Genomic DNA, 16,636 nt, shown 5'->3' on the forward strand with positions numbered 1-16,636 from the left:
AGCGTTGTCATATGACCAATTTTTTTGAAACGCTTCATTCGGCATTCGCTGATCGCACCGATAAAACCTTTCTGCGCTTGCCGAACGGGACGACCTATAGCTATGGCGACATTGATGCGCTTTCCGCGCGCATAAGCGCAAGCTTGACCAAAGCAGGCGCAAAACCCGGCGACCGCATCGTCGTGCAGGTTGAAAAATCACCGGAGAATGTCGCGCTCTATTTGGGCGCCATGCGTGCGGGACTAACCTATGTTCCATTAAATACAGCCTATACTGCCGATGAGGTTGATTACTTTCTGAAAGATGCGGACCCCGCGATTTTTGTTTGTGCGCCTGATCGGCAAAAGACGCTTTCTGCGGTCACACAAAATATCCCACGAGGTTTTACACTCGGCACAGATCATGACGGCTCATTGATTGACGCGCTTGAGCCGGAAAACTTTCATATCGAAGCCCGTGGCCCTGATGATCTCGCGGCGATCCTTTATACATCCGGTACAACCGGGCGCTCGAAAGGCGCGATGTTGACCCACGATAATCTCCGCTCGAATGCGAAAGCGTTGAATGAATTATGGGGGTTTTCTGGCGATGATGTGCTTCTTCATGCGCTGCCGATTTTTCATATTCACGGTCTTTTTGTTGCCCTTCATACGGTGATGCTGTCCGCCGCAGAGATCATCTTTCTTCCGAAGTTCAATAAGACACAAATCCGCAAACAACTTCCCGATGCTACCTTATTGATGGGTGTACCGACCTTTTATACCCGCCTTCTTGCGGACGAAGATTTCGGCCTCGAGGATTGTAAAACTATTCGTCTGTTCATTTCCGGATCGGCCCCACTCACGAAGGAAACATTTGAGAGTTTCGAAAAACGGACCGGACATAAAATCCTTGAACGTTACGGCATGTCGGAAGCCGGTATGATCACCTCTAACCCGCTTAAAGGTGATCGCATTGCTGGTACCGTTGGCTTCCCCTTGCCCGGTATATCCGTACGCGTCGCATCCGGCGAAGATATTGGCGAAATCGAAGTCAAAGGCCCGAATATCTGCGCCGGTTACTGGCGCAAAGAGGACAAATCCGCCGAAGCCTTTACCGATGACGGTTATTTTAAAACGGGTGATGTCGGCCACATCGATAAAGAGGGGCGGCTTTCGTTGGTGGGGCGTGAAAAAGATCTGATCATCGTTGGTGGCCTCAATATTTATCCCATCGAAATCGAACAATGCCTCGACGCGATCCCGGGTATCGCCGATAGCGCCGTCATTGGTGTGCCCCATCCTGATATGGGCGAAGGGGTGGTTGCGGTGCTGGTCGCCGAAACCGCGCCGCTGGCACAATCGGTGATCGACGCGGCGTTATCATCGCTCGCCGATTTCAAACGCCCGCGCAAATTTTTCTGGGTTGATGCCCTGCCCCGAAACACCATGGGTAAGGTCCAGAAACAGGCCATGCGCGAGCAATATCGCTCAGCCTTTTCTTAAGCGCCCGGCTCGCGGAAAAACAGGAACACCTCGTCGCCTTGATATTCGGTCGTCGCAGATTCCTTAAACCCAATCCGTTCGGCGAGTTTTATCGACGGCGCATTCTCCGCCGTGATGATGCAAGACAGACGTTCACCCGGCCATTTCTCTTCGCCCCATGCGAGCGCGGCTAGCGCAGCTTCGGTAGCTAATCCTTTCCCATGAAACGCGGGGTCGAACGCCCAGCCCATTTCGGGCACGATCGAGGGCGTTGGCGACATGTTACGTTTGAATTCCGCAAAACCAAGTTCGCCGATAATCTGGCCGCTGGCGCGTTCTTCGACCGCCCAAAACCCATAGCCCATCAAATGCCAGTGCCCCGCCATTCGCAGGAATTTCAACCAACTGTCTTCTTCGCCTCTGGGTTCGCCGCCGATAAAGCGCGTTACTTCGGGGTTTGCCCAGAGTTTTTTGATCGCTGGATAATCATCAAGACGGTGCACCCGAAGGCGCAACCGTTCGGTTTCTATCTCAAGCTTCATTGGTTTTTACTTCTTTTTTTCGTCGTCAATATATTTGTTTATCCGCTCACGCAGCAATTCCAGCGGTAATCCGCCGCTCGTCAGTACTGCATCATGAAACACGCGAATATCGAAATCGTCACCCAATTCTTTTTCGGCTTTCGCTCTTAATTCCCACAGCGTCAATTCACCCATTTTATAGGCCAATGCCTGGCCGGGCCACGCGATATAACGATCAACCTCGGTTTGAACATTATGAAGCGATAGCGCCGTGTTCGATGCGAGATAATCCATCGCCTGTTCGCGGGTCCAACCTTTTGCGTGAATCCCGGTGTCGATTACCAATCGGCATGCCCGCCACATCTCGTAGGAAAGCCGGCCGAAATGATCATAAGGCGTTTGATAGATACCCATTTCCACGCCCAGCTTTTCCGAATATAGCCCCCATCCCTCGCCATAGGCGTGGGGGTAGAATTGCTTGCGAAATTCCGGCGTGCCTTCAAGCTCCAGCGCCAATGCGCTTTGTAAATGATGCCCCGGTACCGCCTCGTGCAGCGTCAATGCGGGCAATGCATAAAGCGGGCGTTTGTCGAGCGCATAGGTATTCACCCAATATTGTCCGCCCCGATCCGCATCGGCTGGCGCGCCAACATACCGGCCCGTGGTGTAATTCGGCGCAATATCTTCCGGCACCGGCTCAACCGAATAGGGTTGGCGCGGCAACTTTCCGAAAAACGCAGGCAGTCGCCCATCAATATCCTTTGAGAGCCACGCCGCGCGTTCGAGCAGCGCTTCTGGCGTTTTCGCATAGAACTGTTCGTCCGTACGGAGATATTCGATAAATTCTTTGAACGATCCTTCAAAACCTGTTTCTTTGGTGACCTCATCCATTTCCTTGCGGATGCGCTTAACTTCTTTAAGGCCAAGTTTGTGAATTTGCTCGGGCGTGGCGTCGTCAAGCGTCGTATAATAACGAACAAGCGCCGCATATAATTCCTCGCCATTCGGCAATGAATAGGCACCCAGCGTTGTGCGCGCGCCGGGCAAATATTCTTCATTCATGAATTCATAAAGCCGCTCATAAGCGGGAATGATTTTCGTCTCGATGACCTCTTTACCCTGGGCGGTTATTTGGCGCTGCGTTTTTTCCGAAATCGTCGCCGGGTAATTTTTGAACGGTGCGAAATAGGAATGCTCTTCCGGGTTTTCTTTTATCTGCGCCGCAAATGACGGCATAATCAGCGGCATTATCTCTTTTGGCTGGGTGAAGCCGTCACGCAATCCCTTGCGCATATTTTCGATATTTTGCTCGATATATTCCGGCAACGCTTCAAGGCGGGCCATATAGTTCTCGTAATCGCTTTCTGTACGGAACGGTGTTGCGCTCACGATATAGCCAAAATCCGTATGAAACCCGGTATCCGCCAAAAACGGGATGCGCCAGCTATCAAAGGCCGACAACGCGACATCATGTTTAAGAATAAACGCCAATAATTTTGCGCTGAGTTGCTCCTCTGCGGATAGGGCCGCCAGATCGATTTCGTTCAAGCGCTCTAAAAACCGCTCGGCTTCGGCGCGGCGGCGCGCATGGTCTTCGGGCGCAACTTTAGGAACCTCAGCTTCATAACCACTCACGCCCGAATAGGTCGCGCTGAATGGATTCTCCTCCATTTCATTCGCCCAATATTCGTCAAACAGCTCGGTCAGATCATCCGATGGGGCCGCATGGGCCGAAACGGAAAGCGCTACTGCGCTGGCTGCGATTCCGACCGTCTTGAGTATTTTCTGAAGCTGCATCCTGCTCTCCCATCTCGAAATTTCCGATACGCTATCACGATCATTCTGATGTTCCAGCGGTTTCTGCAATATTGTTTGCTGTCGCCAATGTCGAACATTTCAGTGTCGAACTCGCCATCTCGTGATGCGTTGTGTTTTGCCTCGCCGAATTAGGGTTCTTACCTTTCGGCCGAAATTGACTTCAAAGGAAAACACCATGGTTAGAAAAATAATTGCACTGCTCGTAGCAGTTGCAACCGTAACCGGTTTTGCATTTGCGAAAGATCCCATCAATACCGGGCGCTTCTCCGATGTCGCCGTCGGCGGCTATGACGCAGTTGCCTACTTCACCGAAGAAACGCCAACCAAAGGCAAAAAGGAATTCTTCTACAAATATAAAGGGGCCACATGGCGCTTTGCGTCGGCGGAAAACCGCGCGACCTTTATTGCCGACCCTGCGGCCTACGCGCCGCAATATGGCGGCTATTGCGCTTGGGCCGTGTCACAAGGTTACACCGCGCCGGGCGATCCCACGGTCTGGAAAATTGTCGATGACAAGCTCTACCTGAACTACAACAAACAGGTTCAGCAAGATTGGATCAAAGACATTCCGGGTTTTATCGAACTTGCGGACGAAAACTGGCCGACCGTTCTTGAACAATAAGCACCTCCTCCATAGCGAACAGGCACGATAGCCGCGTTCGCTATGGGGTGGATAACTACGCACCAAATCTAGGATTCAGTGCGATTTTCAACCTATTGGCGTTGTTCATCGCGCAATGCGCGGAACTCGTTACCGTCATACCAGTTTGGCCAGATATCTGTGTACGCCATATCGGCACCGACCTCGGCGAAGATGGTCATTGACTGAGCCATGCCGGTCAAATCCCAGTCGGGCGAATATTCGTCCGACGGCTGGTGATAGTGATTGACCGTATAATTCTCTGCCAATTCACGGCCCGCATCTTCACCGCCATCGACGAGATCAATCCCGCTATCGGCATAGAGCATAGGCACGCCCTTTTTCGCCAGCGAGATATGGTCGGAGCGATAGAAATAGCCTTTTTCCGGCTCGGCATCCGGTCGCAAATAGATGTCACGCTTGTCCGCCGCTTTTTTCAAAAGGTCTTCAAGCTCTGACGCGCCATATCCAACAACGATAATATCCTTTGCCGGTGGCATTGGCAGAACACCATCGATATTGATCCCGCCGACAATGTTCGCAAGCGGTACAATCGGATCTTCCGCAAGATAGGCCGACCCCAAAAGGCCCGATTCTTCGGCCGTGACCGCAACAAACATAAGCGAGCGTTTGGGCCGGGTTTCAGAATTCATGAAAACTTCGGCAATCGACAGAATTCCCGCGGTGCCTGTTGCATTATCGACAGCGCCGTTAGAAATCGCATCGCCTTCGGTCACCGTCGCATTAAAGCCGAGATGGTCCCAATGCGCCATATAAAGAACATATTCGTCCGGGTTCTCCGTTCCCGGAATAACACCCGCAACATTCGCCGACTCGCTCCGCCGAACCGTATTCTTCAAGGTCGCAGACGATTGAAGGTCGCCCATTTCAACCGCTTTGAACCCGCGCTCTTTTGCGGCGGCGGTCAATGCATCAAAATCAAGCCCGGCTTTATCGAAAAGGCCACGGGCGATGTCTTCTTGTATCCAGCCTTCAAGCGCGACACGGCCCTCGCCGCCATCAGGGCGTTCGAGATCGAGCTGTGGCCCGGTCCAACTGCCCTCGACAACATTCCAGCCATACGCCGCCGGTGCGGTCTGGTGAATGATCAATGCACCCGCAGCGCCCTGACGCGCCGCTTCTTCATATTTATATGTCCAACGACCATAATAGGTCATGGCGCGGCCCTTGAAGAACGCATCATCGCCGCTCGCATAACCGGGATCATTAACGAGCATGACAACGGTTTTTCCGGTCACATCGATATCAGCGTAGTCATTCCAGCCATATTCCGGCGCAACAACACCGTAACCGACAAAAACCAGATCACTATCCGTATAGGACACATCTTCCACGACGCGTTTGGTCCAATATACCGCTTCGGAACCATATTCGATCAGCTCGCCGTCAATCATCAGGTTTGATTGTTCCGGTTCGACCGTTAATTCGACCAATGGCACTTTCTGCTCGTAGCTATCGCCATTACCGGGCTCAAGTCCGATCCGCTGCATCTCGGCGGTTAAATATTCGCGGGTCTTCATTCCGCCCTTCGACGCCGGCGCGCGGCCCTCGAACTCATCGGAGGACAATTTCGCAATCCGCGCACGCAGGTTTTCTTCATCTAAGGGCGCGAGAACAACGGACGAGCCTTCTAGTGTCGTCTCGTCCTCGGCGCTTTGCTGTGCCGGTTTTGTCGTTTCGTTGGCTTTGTCGCCGCTCTGGCCACAGGCTCCGAGCGTTAGCATGGTCAATGCCGCAATCGCGGCATGGGTTCTGAAAGTCATTTGGCGGCCCCTCAGGAATCAAATTGTTGAAGCCGGGACTCTGCACGCCTCGCGGTCACTGGTCAAATGGCAAACCAGTCAGCATTTACGCCCATTTTTTGTGCGATTTTTAGATATTTATATCGGTAACTTTGAGTGCGCGAGCACCTTCGCGATTTCCAAGCGCGCCGGAGAGCGATAGCTTGGATTTCGATTTCAGCGCCGGATATACGACGACATCGTCAATTGTCGCCGCACTGAGGTTAATCACCTCGCCTGCTTTGAGGTTCATCAAACGCCGGATGTCGATCATCTGTTCGGTCAAAACCGCGCGCATGGAAATGGGCGAGATCGCAGCCAGTTTCGCCAGGTCACGCTGCCATTTTTCTTCCGCTTCGACGAGCGTTGTGTCGTAATAGGTGCGCATCGCCATCAGTGACTTTTCTGCGACGATCATCGTCACGATGCCAAGCGAATCCCCTTCGATCGTTTGTACGTTTACGGAGAATATCACAGATTTTTGCTGCGGATCATTAAATTCAAACCGTCGCGGATCGCCGCCACTGGCCAATAGCTCAATGCCGCCATTCACCAAGCCACATTTTTGTGCGTTGTCGAACGCACATTCCGCGGACCGGATCGCCACTTTTTTCGCCAGGCGCCGATCAATAGCACTAACGGTTTCGGGCATCTCTCCGGGAAGATCGCGCGAGCCAGACAATGACCACCCCGCTGCGCGCAGTGATGTTTCCATATCAAACAGGAGAATGAACTCAGCTTCGCCATTTTGCCGGAAATGGTAAATCGCGGTTTCGGCCCCATAAGCGGATAATGCGTCACCAAGCCGGCAAAATTCTGCGGGCTTCGCTTCGGTCACTTCGCATTTCTCGCCGTAATATTCGGAAAATGCAGCAACAGCCTGCGCGCCGATCTGCGTCGGCACATTTTCGATCAACTCCACCGGCCCCTTATCGCGGCCGGAAACTTCCATTTTACGCTTGATGATATTCGCGCTGCCTTCGCGCATAAAACTCTACCTTGATACCCGTGTGCCAATTTGGGTCCATTTGAACCACGAATAGCTATAAATAGAGTAAACGCATAAAAGGCGTATAAACGATTTACCGCTAACGCTGTGTAGTAAGTGCAAAAAGTTGTGTTGGGTAATTCGAATGGCCGGCGGGGCAAAAGCGGTAGCGCCAATAATTATAAAGAAAAAGAAGGTGATCGCCGGGGGCGGACACCATGGCGGTGCGTGGAAAGTTGCCTATGCGGACTTCGTGACCGCGATGATGGCCTTCTTTCTTTTGATGTGGCTGTTGAACGCGACAACCGAAGACCAGCGCAAAGGCCTTGCGGATTATTTCAACCCCTCAATTCCGATCAGTAAAGTTTCCGGCGGCGGTAACGGCGCATTGGAAGGCTCATCAGTCTTTGAATCGCGCGATTTATCCCGCGACAAGGCCGGTGCCAGCGATGAATTCCCTAACGCGCAGGAACGCCCGGTCGAAGGCGGCGAAGAACCGATTGAAGGTCCGGCAGACAAAGCCGGAACCGGCATTGACGCCAATGCGGGCGCAAACAAATTAGAAGAGATTCAGGACGCAATCGATTCACAATCTGTTAATGCGATGGAAGACACCCTCGCAAAACATATCCAAACACGGATGACCCCTGACGGTTTGGTAATTGAACTTGTCGATATGGATGGGAAGTCTCTTTATAACATTGGCTCTGCGGAACCATCACAGCTAATGCATGATTTGCTTTCTGTTATCGGGCCGGTGTTAGGTACCGTCAGTAATGAGATGGCCATTGTGGGTCATACCGATAGCCGCGCCTTTTCAAATTCTGCCGATTATTCGAATTGGGAATTGTCAACGGATCGCGCGCACACCGCACGGCGGATGTTAATAAAAAGCGGCATTCCGTCGGGGCAAATTGTTCAGGTTACGGGAAAAGCGGACACAGAACCTTTCGCAGATGATCCGCTAGCGGCAGAAAATCGGCGTATCGCCATTACTCTGCTGAACCCAAATTAAATGAAAAACAATTCGTTTCATTAGCTCTTCTTTAAATCAAGCGGAGATATGACTAACGCCTGTAGTAAAATTTTTTCCGGAATGGAGCTTATTTATGGGCATTTCGTCGTCGCTGAACGCTGGTGTGATGGGGCTGGCCGTTAATTCTGTTAAACTTGGCACCATTTCCGACAATATCGCAAACTCCCAAACCTATGGCTATAAACGCGCGGACACGATGTTCGCCGATATGGTTCTTGCACAGACAAAAGGCGATTACTCCGCCGGTGGTGTGCGCGCCGTCACCTATCGCGACGCCAGCGCACAAGGCCCACTGATCGGGACAACAAACTCAACTGATATCGCAATCGACGGACGCGGCATGTTGCCCGTTACCGATCTTGGCGGCGTGAATTCATCCGCCGGTGACCGGTCTTTGATGTTAACGTCAACAGGGTCATTCAACACCGACGATCAAGGCTATCTCCGTACGCTTAGCGGCCTTTACCTGATGGGCTGGCCTGCAGATGTGAACGGTGATGTTGGGGCACCGCCGCGTGATAGTTCTGCGGGGCTTGAGCCAGTTCGCGTGAACCTTAATCAGAACGCCGCCTCTCCTACCCAGAATATCCAACTGGGTGTGAACCTGCCTGCGACCCAAACCGAAGCTGGTGCGGCGGGTACGGTCTATGATTTGCCGGTTGAATATTTCGATACGCTTGGCCGTTCGCAATCACTTAATTTCGAATTTACACCGACCGTTCCCGCAACGGGCGCAAGTAACGAATGGACGGTGAATGTCTATGACGATGCTGGTGATCCTGCGGTTTCGATTGCAACATTTACTGTGACCTTCGACGATAGTGTCTCTGGTGGCGGTAATATTGCCTCGGTCACGGCCGGTGCTGGTGCCACCTATGATGCGGCGACAGGCCGTATTGGCTTGAACACTGCGGGCGCACCGATGGAAGTTTTCGTGGGCACGTCGGGTGAGCCATCACCGCTGACGCAGCTTTCTGCGAATTTTGCGCCATTGAGCGTGACCAAAGACGGTTCGCAGATCGGTAATCTCAGCAGCCTGGAAATTGATGAAGGCGGCTACTTGCAGGCGGTCTATGACACCGGCTTCCGTCGCACGCTCTATCAGATCCCTGTTGCTGACGTACCAAACTTTGCGGGTCTCGATGCGGTTGGAAACTCAGCCTATGTGGTGACGCCATCAAGTGGTGACGTTTACTTCTGGGATGCTGGTGATGGCCCTGCGGGTTTCACAAACGGGTATTCACTCGCGGAATCGACCACTGACATCGCGTCAGAACTGACCGATTTGATCCAGACACAACGCGCTTATTCGTCTAACGCGAAAATTATTCAGACCGTTGACGAAATGCTTCAGGAGACCACCGACATTATTCGGTAATTGTTGTCGTTAGTAGGAAGGGAACGTCATCATGACAATCTCCCAAGCGCTTTATAATGCCAGTTCTGGCCTTACTGCTGCTTCGAAACGCGTAAGCGTTACGTCCAACAATATCGCAAATGCGCTTACGCCGGGTTATGCCCGGCGTACTGTGCATCTGGCGGAGCAGACAACCGGCGGCGAAGGCGCTGGCGTTTCCGTTGCGGGGATCTCCCGCGCGACAAACCCCGCGCTCACCTATGAGCGCCGCATTGTTGACGGTGAACTCGCCTATTTCAGTGCCAATGCTGGCGCGATGACGCGGGTTTCAGACCTGTTGGGCGGTGTCGAAGACCCCACTTCCCTGTTCCAGAAATATAACAATTTCGAAGCCTCTTTGCGCAATCTCGCAGAGACACCCGACAGCGCTGCACTTCAGCAAAAAGTGGTTTCCACGGCGCAAGAACTTACCCGTGCACTGAACAAAACCGCCGAAGGCTATCAACAGATCCGCGCTGATGCGGATATGGAAATCAGCAACCGCGTGAAGTCAGTGAATGATGCGCTGCAAACGATCGAAGACCTCAACGACTCGATCAGTCGCGGTCTTGCCACCGGCAAAGATGTAAACGCGCTTCTTGATCAGCGTCAGCAACTCGTTGATCTCGTCAATGAGAATATTCCGGTAAAAGAAATTCAGCGTGAATATGGCAAGGTCGATCTTATGACGACCGAAGGTGTATTCCTGCTTGCTGGCTCGGCGAAGACGATTGAATTTACGCCGTCACCGGTCGTCACGGCGGACCTTACCTATAATAACGGTGCGGGCACGCTATCTGGCCTGACCATAGACGGTAACGACATCACCCCCGGCGGGCCGAGCGGACAATCGCCGCGCGATGGTGCGGTCGCCGGCTTATTTAATGTTCGTGACGTCACCGTCCCTGAAATGGCGTTGGCGCTTGATGCATTAGCCTATGACATTGCCAGCCGCCTTTCCGACCCGGCGGTTGACCCGACGCTTAACCCTGGCGATCCCGGCATTTTTACCGATGCGGGCGCAAATGCGGATGTTGCTAACCTCAACGGTCTCGCTGGCCGTATTTCGGTCAACGCCCTTGTCGATTCTTCTCAGGGCGGATCGCCTTCGCGTATTCGCGACGGTATCGGCTCGGTGGTACCGCAAGCAGCGGGTACGGATGCGTTTGTTCGTTCCCTGCTCTCCGCGCTCGCCGATAACCGCCCGCAGCATGCAGCGCTTCAAACCGCTGGCGATCTGACGGCCGCGGAAAGCTTTTCGCATATGACCTCCCTCGCCGCTGGTGCGCGCGTGGATGCTTCTTCCAAGGAAGCAACATCGGCAACGCTGGCCACAAGCCTTAGCGAAGCGGAACAGCTCGAAAGCGGTGTCGATACAGACCGCGAGCTTCAGGACCTTTTAGTGATCGAGCAGGCCTATGCCGCGAATGCGCGCGTTCTTGAGACCATCGATCAAATGATGCGCAGACTGATGGAGATTTAAAATGAACTCCTATGGATTTCCATCAATGCTTCAATATAGCCGATTGAACACATCAATCGCCGATACGAAAGCAAAAGCCGAAGCAGCCCGGATCGAAGTGGTGACGGGACGCATTGCCGATTTAGAAGCCGAACTTGGCGGCAGTGTCGGCGACGCCCAATTGCTCCGCAAGGCAATTTCCGACGTTGAGTTGATGCAGGCCGCAACGCAGCGATCCCTCGGCCGTGCGCAAATCGCGCAAGTCGCCCTTACGCGCTCAACCGATGGCGTTGAAACCAATGCAACGAATATGTTGAGCGCCATTGGCCGCAATGACGAACAAAGCATCAATATCGCTGCCACCCAGGCGGGATTACAGCTTGATGCCGCGATTTCTGCGTTCAACACCCGCTATGAAGGCCGCAGCCTGTTCTCAGGCGATGCGACCAACCAACCGTCATTGGCCGATGCGGAAACTTTGTTGACCGATATTCGCGCGATCTTTGCCGCTGCGCCTGACGCCGCAACGCGCGAAGCGGATCTCGATACCTATTTCAACGACCCCGCCGGTGGCTTTGCCACGAATATTTATCTCGGTGGCGACGGCCTCGCACCGCGTACGGAAATTTCCGAAGGCGAGCTAATCAATTATAGCGCGAAAGCCGACGAACAAGCGGTAAAAGACCTGCTGCGCGGCCTTTCAACCGCTGTCATCGCCAACGAAAACACAACCTGGCCAGACCGGGAACAAGCGTTGACCCGCGCCGCAGCCGGCATGATCGAAGCAACCGAAGACCTTGTCACCATTCGTGCGCGCGTTGGCGCCGCGGAGGAACGCATGGTCGCCGCTGACACCCGGCTCGAAGCTGAAGCGACTGCCCTTGGTGCAACCTATAACGAACGTACTGCGCGCGATCCTTATGAAGCCGCATCGATGCTGCAACAACTCGAGTCGCAGCTAGACGCGTCTTATCTCGTTACTGCGCGTATCTCTCAACTGTCATTCGTCAATTACGTAAGATAACCATGTTCCAAAATTTCAAACTGTTCTTCGCGACCTTTCTAGCCGGATTTCTGATGTGCGTTGATGCCGCCGCAGAAGTCCGCCTGAAAGATATCATCAATATCGAAGGCGTTCGCGGAAACGATCTCGTTGGATATGGTCTTGTTGTTGGTCTTGATGGCACCGGCGACGGTATGCGCAATTCGCCCTATACGGAGGAAGCGCTTTCAAGCCTTCTTGAACGTCTGGGCGTGAATGTGCAGGGCGAAGATTTCCGCCCGCGCAATGTCGCTGCGGTTGTGGTAACGGGCACCCTACCGCCCTTTGCGCGCGCCGGATCACAAATCGATATTACGGTTTCGGCGATTGGCGATGCCAAAAGCCTTTTGGGCGGCACGTTGATTATGACGCCGCTACATGCTGGCGACGGTCAGGTCTATGCGGTTGCGCAAGGCCCCGTATTGGCGAGCGGCTTTAGCGCCGAAGGCGAAGCTGCGTCGGTCAAATTTGGTGCACCGACCAGCGGCTCCATCCCGCAAGGGGCGCGGATCGAACGCGAAATCGACTTTGATTTCGGCTCAATGGAAACATTGCGACTTTCCCTTCGCTCTCCGGATTTCACGACGGCGGCGCGTATTGAAACCGCAATCAACACAGCCTTCGGAAAACCCATCGCGACACTACAAGACCCCGGCACAATCGAACTGGCGATGGCCGGCACGGGCTTAAGCCCTGTTCACATGATCGGCCGGATTGAAAACCTAAGCATCACACCGGAACAAAAAGCGCGGATCGTCATCGATCAAAAATCCGGCACCGTGGTTCTTGGGGCGGATGTTAAAATCTCGAAATTCGCAGTTACCCAAGGCAATCTGACGATCACCGTTCGCGAAACGCCTTTTGTATCACAACCGAACCCGTTCTCTCGTCGCGGCGAGACAATTGTCCTGCCCGATACGACCATCACGGTCGATCAGAACCCGGAACGGCGCATTGCCGAAGTTGACGAAAATGTCTCCCTGTCGGATTTGATCGAGGGCCTCAACGCGCTTGGCGTTGGTCCGCGTGAGCTGATTGATATTCTCAAATCAGTCAAAGCCGCCGGTGCGCTGCATGCTGAATTGGTCTTGATGTAACAATGGATTGCGGATCAAGTCCGCAATGACCAAGGCTCAGCTTTCCGCTTGCATTTCCAATAGTTCAATTACCCGTCGCCTTGCTTCGGGTAATTGCTTATTCGATAGATGCAAAATCCGCGTTTCAATGAAATAGCCCGTCGTTTCGAGCGCCTGTAGCGCCTCTCCGGGTGTTGCCGTCGTCGCTGCCCCACGCAGAAATGCCGGCAGCGGTAATAGTTTATCCTTATACGGCTCACCGGCTTCCTCGCAGACGGCGCAGGCCGATCGCGGTGAAACGTAAATCAAATTCTCTCGCGCCCCGGTCGCCGCGCACCGATCTAGCGTCAGCCCGAAACCAAGTTCTGCGAGCAAGCCCAGCTCCCACCGGGCCATAAGCGCCGGCCACACATCAATATCATCAAGCGTCGCCATCAATACCGACATCGCCGAAAAAGCGCGAGCATGAGCTTCACGTTCTGGCAGGGTCGCAAGTGCAACCGCACAAGCCGCCGATAGCGCCGCCAGCGATAGGCGCTCCCCCATGGCTTCACCGGCGCGGGCATGAACCATCTCTAGCGTGAAATGCCCGAGCGTATCTTCGCCGCGCCCTTTCCAATCGGCGTTGACCACATTTCCCGGCTGCAATAACGGCCGCATGCGCCGCCCCTGACCGCCATAAACCAACCCCGCCCACCGGCCATGCTCTTCGGTGAAGACGTCCACGATGGCGTGTGTCTCGCCATGGGCCCGCGCATCGAGAATTATGCCTGTGTCCGTGAATTCCACTCGCTAGCCTTTTCGGTACAGCCCATTATTCAACCACATCAAGGCCCATTTGCCGAAGGCGTGCGGCCTCCTCTGACCAGCCTTCGCGAACTTTGACATGAAGGAATAAATGCACCGGCACGCCCAGTTGTTCGGTAAGCTCTTCGCGCGCGGCTTGCCCGATGACTTTCAGGGTTTGACCGTTCTTGCCCAACACGATGCCTTTTTGGCTATCGCGTGCCACATAGATTGTCTGGTCGATACGTATACCGTTTTTTGTCTCTTTCCAGCTCTCGGTCTCGACCGTGGTGTCATAAGGCAATTCCTGATGCAGGCGCAAAAATACCTTTTCGCGCGTGACCTCAGCCGCCATAAGCCGGTCGGAGATATCGGATAGCTGATCTTCGGGGTAAAGCCACGGCCCATTTGGCGCGGATTTAATCAAAAATGATTTTAGATCATTAAGGCCGTCACCATTCTTCGCCGAGATCATAAAGACGTCAGTGAACACGCCTGCTTCGTTCAATTCCTGCGCCAGCGCCAAAAGTTTTGGCCGCGCGATATCGTCGATCTTGTTTAAAACCAGAACCGCTTTGCGGTCCGCTTTGACAAGGCCCTCGATGATGCGGTCTGTGTCGGCGCGTGATTTGCCCGCCTGCCCGCGCTCAGCCTCGCCGGACAAATACATCGGCGCATCAATCACCAACAGCGTTTGATCGGAACCGGAAAGACCGTCCCACGCGGCGGCGACCATGGCGCGATCCAGACGGCGGCGCGGCGCAAAAATACCGGGCGTATCAATGAACACCAATTGCGATTGATCCTCGGTGATGATGCCCCGAACGCGCGCCCGCGTGGTTTGAACCTTTTGCGTTACGATTGAAATTTTCGCGCCAACCAGCGCGTTGACCAATGTGGACTTCCCCGCATTTGGCGCGCCAATAACGGCGATCACGGCGCATTGGGTTTCGCTATTTTCTGTCATTCTAGAACCTGTAAAAAACCGTCAGTGTATCAATGACACGCGGTATTATTTCGATTTTCTTTTCTCATTCCACACGCCTTCCCTTTCAAGGAAAGCGCGCGCCGCCGCCATTTGGGCTTCGCGTTTCGAACGCCCTTCTCCGGTGGCTGGCTTTGCACCCTTTATGCGGACCTCAATGGTGAAGGCGGGCGCATGGGCCGGGCCTTCGGCATCAAGGACATTATAACTCGGGGTGCCGAGTTTTTTGTGCTGGCTCCATTCCTGAAGCGCAGTTTTCGGGTCTTTGTGAAGGCGCGAAAGATCTTCGATATTCTCTGTCCAGAACAGGTCAAAAACCTTGCGCGCGGCCTCAAGCCCTGCATCGACATAAAGCGCCCCTAAAAGCGCCTCCATGACATCGCCGAGGATCGCAGTTTTCCGCCGCCCGCCAGCGCTGTCCTCCCATTCCGACATCAGAATAAATTTATCCACGCCAAAGAAAAGCGCGGCCTTGGCGCAGGTTTCTTTGCGGACCAGCGCATTGAGGCGCGGCGCGAGATCGCCCTCATTGAAATGCGGATATTTGCGCCACAGCTCTTCGGCCGTCAGCAGGCCGAGCACCCGATCACCAAGAAACTCAAGGCGCTCCAAATCACGGACAGAACTATCGCCGCCAGAAAGGCTGGAATGGGTAAGCGCGCGTTTTAGTAAAGTCGGATCAGAAAATTTGTGTCCGAATTTTTTTTCCAGCGCGGCAAAATTATGTTTGCTCATTCAACCTTATCGAGGATGCGGCCATAGCGAATTGCGAATGGCCATTTCCAAACTTCCCAGAAACTTGTTTTTGCGCCATCCACAGAAAAGAAAAAGCGCTCAGCGCGGCCAACAATATCGTCCAGCGGAATGTAACCCACCGAAGAAACGACACGGCTATCTTGGGATTGGTCGCGATTGTCGCCCATCATGAAATAATGCCCGGCAGGCACATGATAGACCGCGGTTGTGTCGAGTGCGCCATCATCGCCCGAGCATTCCTGAACCAGATAGGAAACCCCATTATCAAGGGTCTCGCGATAGGTCGGCGCATCACCACCACCGCAGACGTCTTCGGCGATTTCGACAAATTCTTTTTGAACGGCCTGACCATTAATATGAAGGCGACCACCCAGCATTTGAATCTGGTCGCCGGGCATCCCGATCACGCGCTTGATATAATCCTTGTTGCCATCTTTTTTATTCTTGAAGACGACCACGTCACCGCGCTCTGGCGTGCTCGCAAAAATCCGCCCCTCTATCGGAAGTCGGGTCAGCGGATACACCAATGACGCTTTTGAGTAGCCAAAGGTCGGCTTTGACACGACAAGAAAGTCACCGACCAACAGGTTCGGCTTCATAGACCCGGACGGAATGTTAAACGGCTGGAAAATGACAATCCGCAAAACAAGCGCAATCGCCACCGCCACGAGGACAGTTTTCGCAAGATCCCACGCTTCTTCAGCGGCGGTCATAGGCGGTTGAGACTGTTTCATGGATTTATTCTCTGGCTCATTCGCGGCATTGGCAATTACTGCATCATCGGAAGCGGTAGGATTTACAACCACTTCGCCGCCATTGTCAGGTGTCGCCATACGCCAGATACCTCGTTTTGCCCCGACCGAAT

The 16,636-nt window shown here is 53.7% G+C and carries 15 protein-coding genes; 7 read left to right on the forward strand and 8 right to left on the reverse strand.

Annotated elements, in window-relative coordinates:
* Positions 1 to 11: 11 nt before the first annotated feature.
* Positions 12 to 1,484, forward strand: a complete 1,473-nt coding sequence (locus tag ABFZ83_RS06060; RefSeq protein ID WP_411818541.1) for an AMP-binding protein — start codon at positions 12 to 14, stop codon at positions 1,482 to 1,484.
* Here the strand turns inward: ABFZ83_RS06060 and ABFZ83_RS06065 are convergent.
* Together ABFZ83_RS06065 and ABFZ83_RS06070 are read right to left on the reverse strand one after the other, a co-directional pair.
* A complete protein-coding gene (locus ABFZ83_RS06065) occupies positions 1,481 to 2,005 on the reverse strand; it encodes a GNAT family N-acetyltransferase (protein ID WP_411818542.1) in 525 nt (174 codons plus the stop codon). The two genes, ABFZ83_RS06060 and ABFZ83_RS06065, sit on opposite strands and share 4 nt — an antisense overlap.
* 6 nt (positions 2,006 to 2,011) lie before the next feature.
* Entirely contained in the window at positions 2,012 to 3,781 is a 1,770-nt protein-coding gene (locus ABFZ83_RS06070) for a DUF885 domain-containing protein (RefSeq protein WP_411818543.1), read from the reverse strand.
* A gap of 196 nt (positions 3,782 to 3,977) precedes the next feature.
* Here ABFZ83_RS06070 and ABFZ83_RS06075 point away from each other — a divergent pair, with 196 nt between their 5' ends.
* Positions 3,978 to 4,424 (forward strand): YHS domain-containing (seleno)protein, encoded by a 447-nt coding sequence (locus tag ABFZ83_RS06075; RefSeq protein ID WP_411818544.1) that lies wholly within the window; start codon positions 3,978 to 3,980, stop codon positions 4,422 to 4,424.
* A gap of 92 nt (positions 4,425 to 4,516) precedes the next feature.
* Here the strand turns inward: ABFZ83_RS06075 and ABFZ83_RS06080 are convergent, their stop codons facing one another.
* Both ABFZ83_RS06080 and ABFZ83_RS06085 read right to left on the reverse strand, forming a co-directional pair.
* Positions 4,517 to 6,226, reverse strand: coding sequence for a M28 family metallopeptidase (locus ABFZ83_RS06080; RefSeq protein WP_411818545.1), 1,710 nt, complete (start codon positions 6,224 to 6,226; stop codon positions 4,517 to 4,519).
* 109 nt (positions 6,227 to 6,335) lie between these two features.
* A complete protein-coding gene (locus tag ABFZ83_RS06085; RefSeq protein ID WP_411818546.1) occupies positions 6,336 to 7,232 on the reverse strand; it encodes a FliM/FliN family flagellar motor switch protein in 897 nt (298 codons plus the stop codon).
* 145 nt (positions 7,233 to 7,377) lie between these two features.
* On the opposite strand from ABFZ83_RS06085, the gene ABFZ83_RS06090 reads away from it, so the two are divergent.
* The 5 genes from ABFZ83_RS06090 to ABFZ83_RS06110 all read left to right on the forward strand — a co-directional run bounded on the left by ABFZ83_RS06090 (position 7,378) and on the right by ABFZ83_RS06110 (position 13,265).
* Entirely contained in the window at positions 7,378 to 8,247 is an 870-nt protein-coding gene (locus ABFZ83_RS06090; RefSeq protein WP_411818547.1) for a flagellar motor protein MotB, read from the forward strand.
* Positions 8,248 to 8,341: 94 nt separating this feature from the next.
* The gene (locus tag ABFZ83_RS06095) at positions 8,342 to 9,646 is read left to right on the forward strand and encodes a flagellar hook protein FlgE (RefSeq protein ID WP_411818548.1); all 1,305 of its coding nucleotides are present in this window, start codon (positions 8,342 to 8,344) and stop codon (positions 9,644 to 9,646) included.
* A 31-nt stretch (positions 9,647 to 9,677) separates the two neighbouring features.
* On the forward strand, positions 9,678 to 11,147 hold the full coding sequence (gene flgK, locus ABFZ83_RS06100) for a flagellar hook-associated protein FlgK (RefSeq protein ID WP_411818549.1): 1,470 nt from the start codon (positions 9,678 to 9,680) through the stop codon (positions 11,145 to 11,147).
* Position 11,148: 1 nt separating this feature from the next.
* Positions 11,149 to 12,150 carry a flagellin gene (locus ABFZ83_RS06105; protein WP_411818550.1) on the forward strand — a complete coding sequence of 334 codons (1,002 nt, stop codon included), beginning with the start codon at positions 11,149 to 11,151 and terminating at the stop codon, positions 12,148 to 12,150.
* Positions 12,151 to 12,152: 2 nt separating this feature from the next.
* On the forward strand, positions 12,153 to 13,265 hold the full coding sequence (locus tag ABFZ83_RS06110) for a flagellar basal body P-ring protein FlgI (RefSeq protein WP_411818551.1): 1,113 nt from the start codon (positions 12,153 to 12,155) through the stop codon (positions 13,263 to 13,265).
* Positions 13,266 to 13,301: 36 nt separating this feature from the next.
* Here ABFZ83_RS06110 and recO read toward each other — a convergent pair whose 3' ends face one another.
* The 4 genes from recO to lepB are packed head-to-tail and all read right to left on the reverse strand — an operon-like array spanning position 13,302 to position 16,604.
* Positions 13,302 to 14,033: a DNA repair protein RecO gene (recO, locus tag ABFZ83_RS06115; protein WP_411818552.1), complete on the reverse strand. Its 732-nt coding sequence runs from the start codon at positions 14,031 to 14,033 to the stop codon at positions 13,302 to 13,304.
* Between the two features lie 25 nt (positions 14,034 to 14,058).
* Positions 14,059 to 14,997 (reverse strand): GTPase Era, encoded by a 939-nt coding sequence (era, locus tag ABFZ83_RS06120; RefSeq protein WP_411818553.1) that lies wholly within the window; start codon positions 14,995 to 14,997, stop codon positions 14,059 to 14,061.
* A 45-nt stretch (positions 14,998 to 15,042) separates the two neighbouring features.
* Positions 15,043 to 15,750 (reverse strand): ribonuclease III, encoded by a 708-nt coding sequence (gene rnc, locus ABFZ83_RS06125; RefSeq protein WP_411818554.1) that lies wholly within the window; start codon positions 15,748 to 15,750, stop codon positions 15,043 to 15,045.
* A complete protein-coding gene (lepB, locus tag ABFZ83_RS06130) occupies positions 15,747 to 16,604 on the reverse strand; it encodes a signal peptidase I (RefSeq protein ID WP_411818555.1) in 858 nt (285 codons plus the stop codon). The genes rnc and lepB overlap by 4 nt, the downstream gene beginning before the upstream one ends.
* Between the last annotated feature and the right edge of the window lie 32 nt (positions 16,605 to 16,636).

The organism is Hyphococcus formosus, from assembly GCF_046736345.1.
Lineage (GTDB): Bacteria > Pseudomonadota > Alphaproteobacteria > Caulobacterales > Parvularculaceae > Hyphococcus > Hyphococcus formosus.

Bases quoted from the DNA above. Each gene is read 5' to 3' on its own strand.
- ABFZ83_RS06060 (WP_411818541.1), top strand. From the start codon at position 12: ATGACCAATTTTTTTGAAACGCTTCATTCGGCATTCGCTGATCGCACC.
- ABFZ83_RS06065 (WP_411818542.1), bottom strand. From the start codon at position 2,005: ATGAAGCTTGAGATAGAAACCGAACGGTTGCGCCTTCGGGTGCACCGT.
- ABFZ83_RS06070 (WP_411818543.1), bottom strand. From the start codon at position 3,781: ATGCAGCTTCAGAAAATACTCAAGACGGTCGGAATCGCAGCCAGCGCA.
- ABFZ83_RS06075 (WP_411818544.1), top strand. From the start codon at position 3,978: ATGGTTAGAAAAATAATTGCACTGCTCGTAGCAGTTGCAACCGTAACC.
- ABFZ83_RS06080 (WP_411818545.1), bottom strand. From the start codon at position 6,226: ATGACTTTCAGAACCCATGCCGCGATTGCGGCATTGACCATGCTAACG.
- ABFZ83_RS06085 (WP_411818546.1), bottom strand. From the start codon at position 7,232: ATGCGCGAAGGCAGCGCGAATATCATCAAGCGTAAAATGGAAGTTTCC.
- ABFZ83_RS06090 (WP_411818547.1), top strand. From the start codon at position 7,378: ATGGCCGGCGGGGCAAAAGCGGTAGCGCCAATAATTATAAAGAAAAAG.
- ABFZ83_RS06095 (WP_411818548.1), top strand. From the start codon at position 8,342: ATGGGCATTTCGTCGTCGCTGAACGCTGGTGTGATGGGGCTGGCCGTT.
- flgK (WP_411818549.1), top strand. From the start codon at position 9,678: ATGACAATCTCCCAAGCGCTTTATAATGCCAGTTCTGGCCTTACTGCT.
- ABFZ83_RS06105 (WP_411818550.1), top strand. From the start codon at position 11,149: ATGAACTCCTATGGATTTCCATCAATGCTTCAATATAGCCGATTGAAC.
- ABFZ83_RS06110 (WP_411818551.1), top strand. From the start codon at position 12,153: ATGTTCCAAAATTTCAAACTGTTCTTCGCGACCTTTCTAGCCGGATTT.
- era (WP_411818553.1), bottom strand. From the start codon at position 14,997: ATGACAGAAAATAGCGAAACCCAATGCGCCGTGATCGCCGTTATTGGC.
- rnc (WP_411818554.1), bottom strand. From the start codon at position 15,750: ATGAGCAAACATAATTTTGCCGCGCTGGAAAAAAAATTCGGACACAAA.
- lepB (WP_411818555.1), bottom strand. From the start codon at position 16,604: ATGGCGACACCTGACAATGGCGGCGAAGTGGTTGTAAATCCTACCGCT.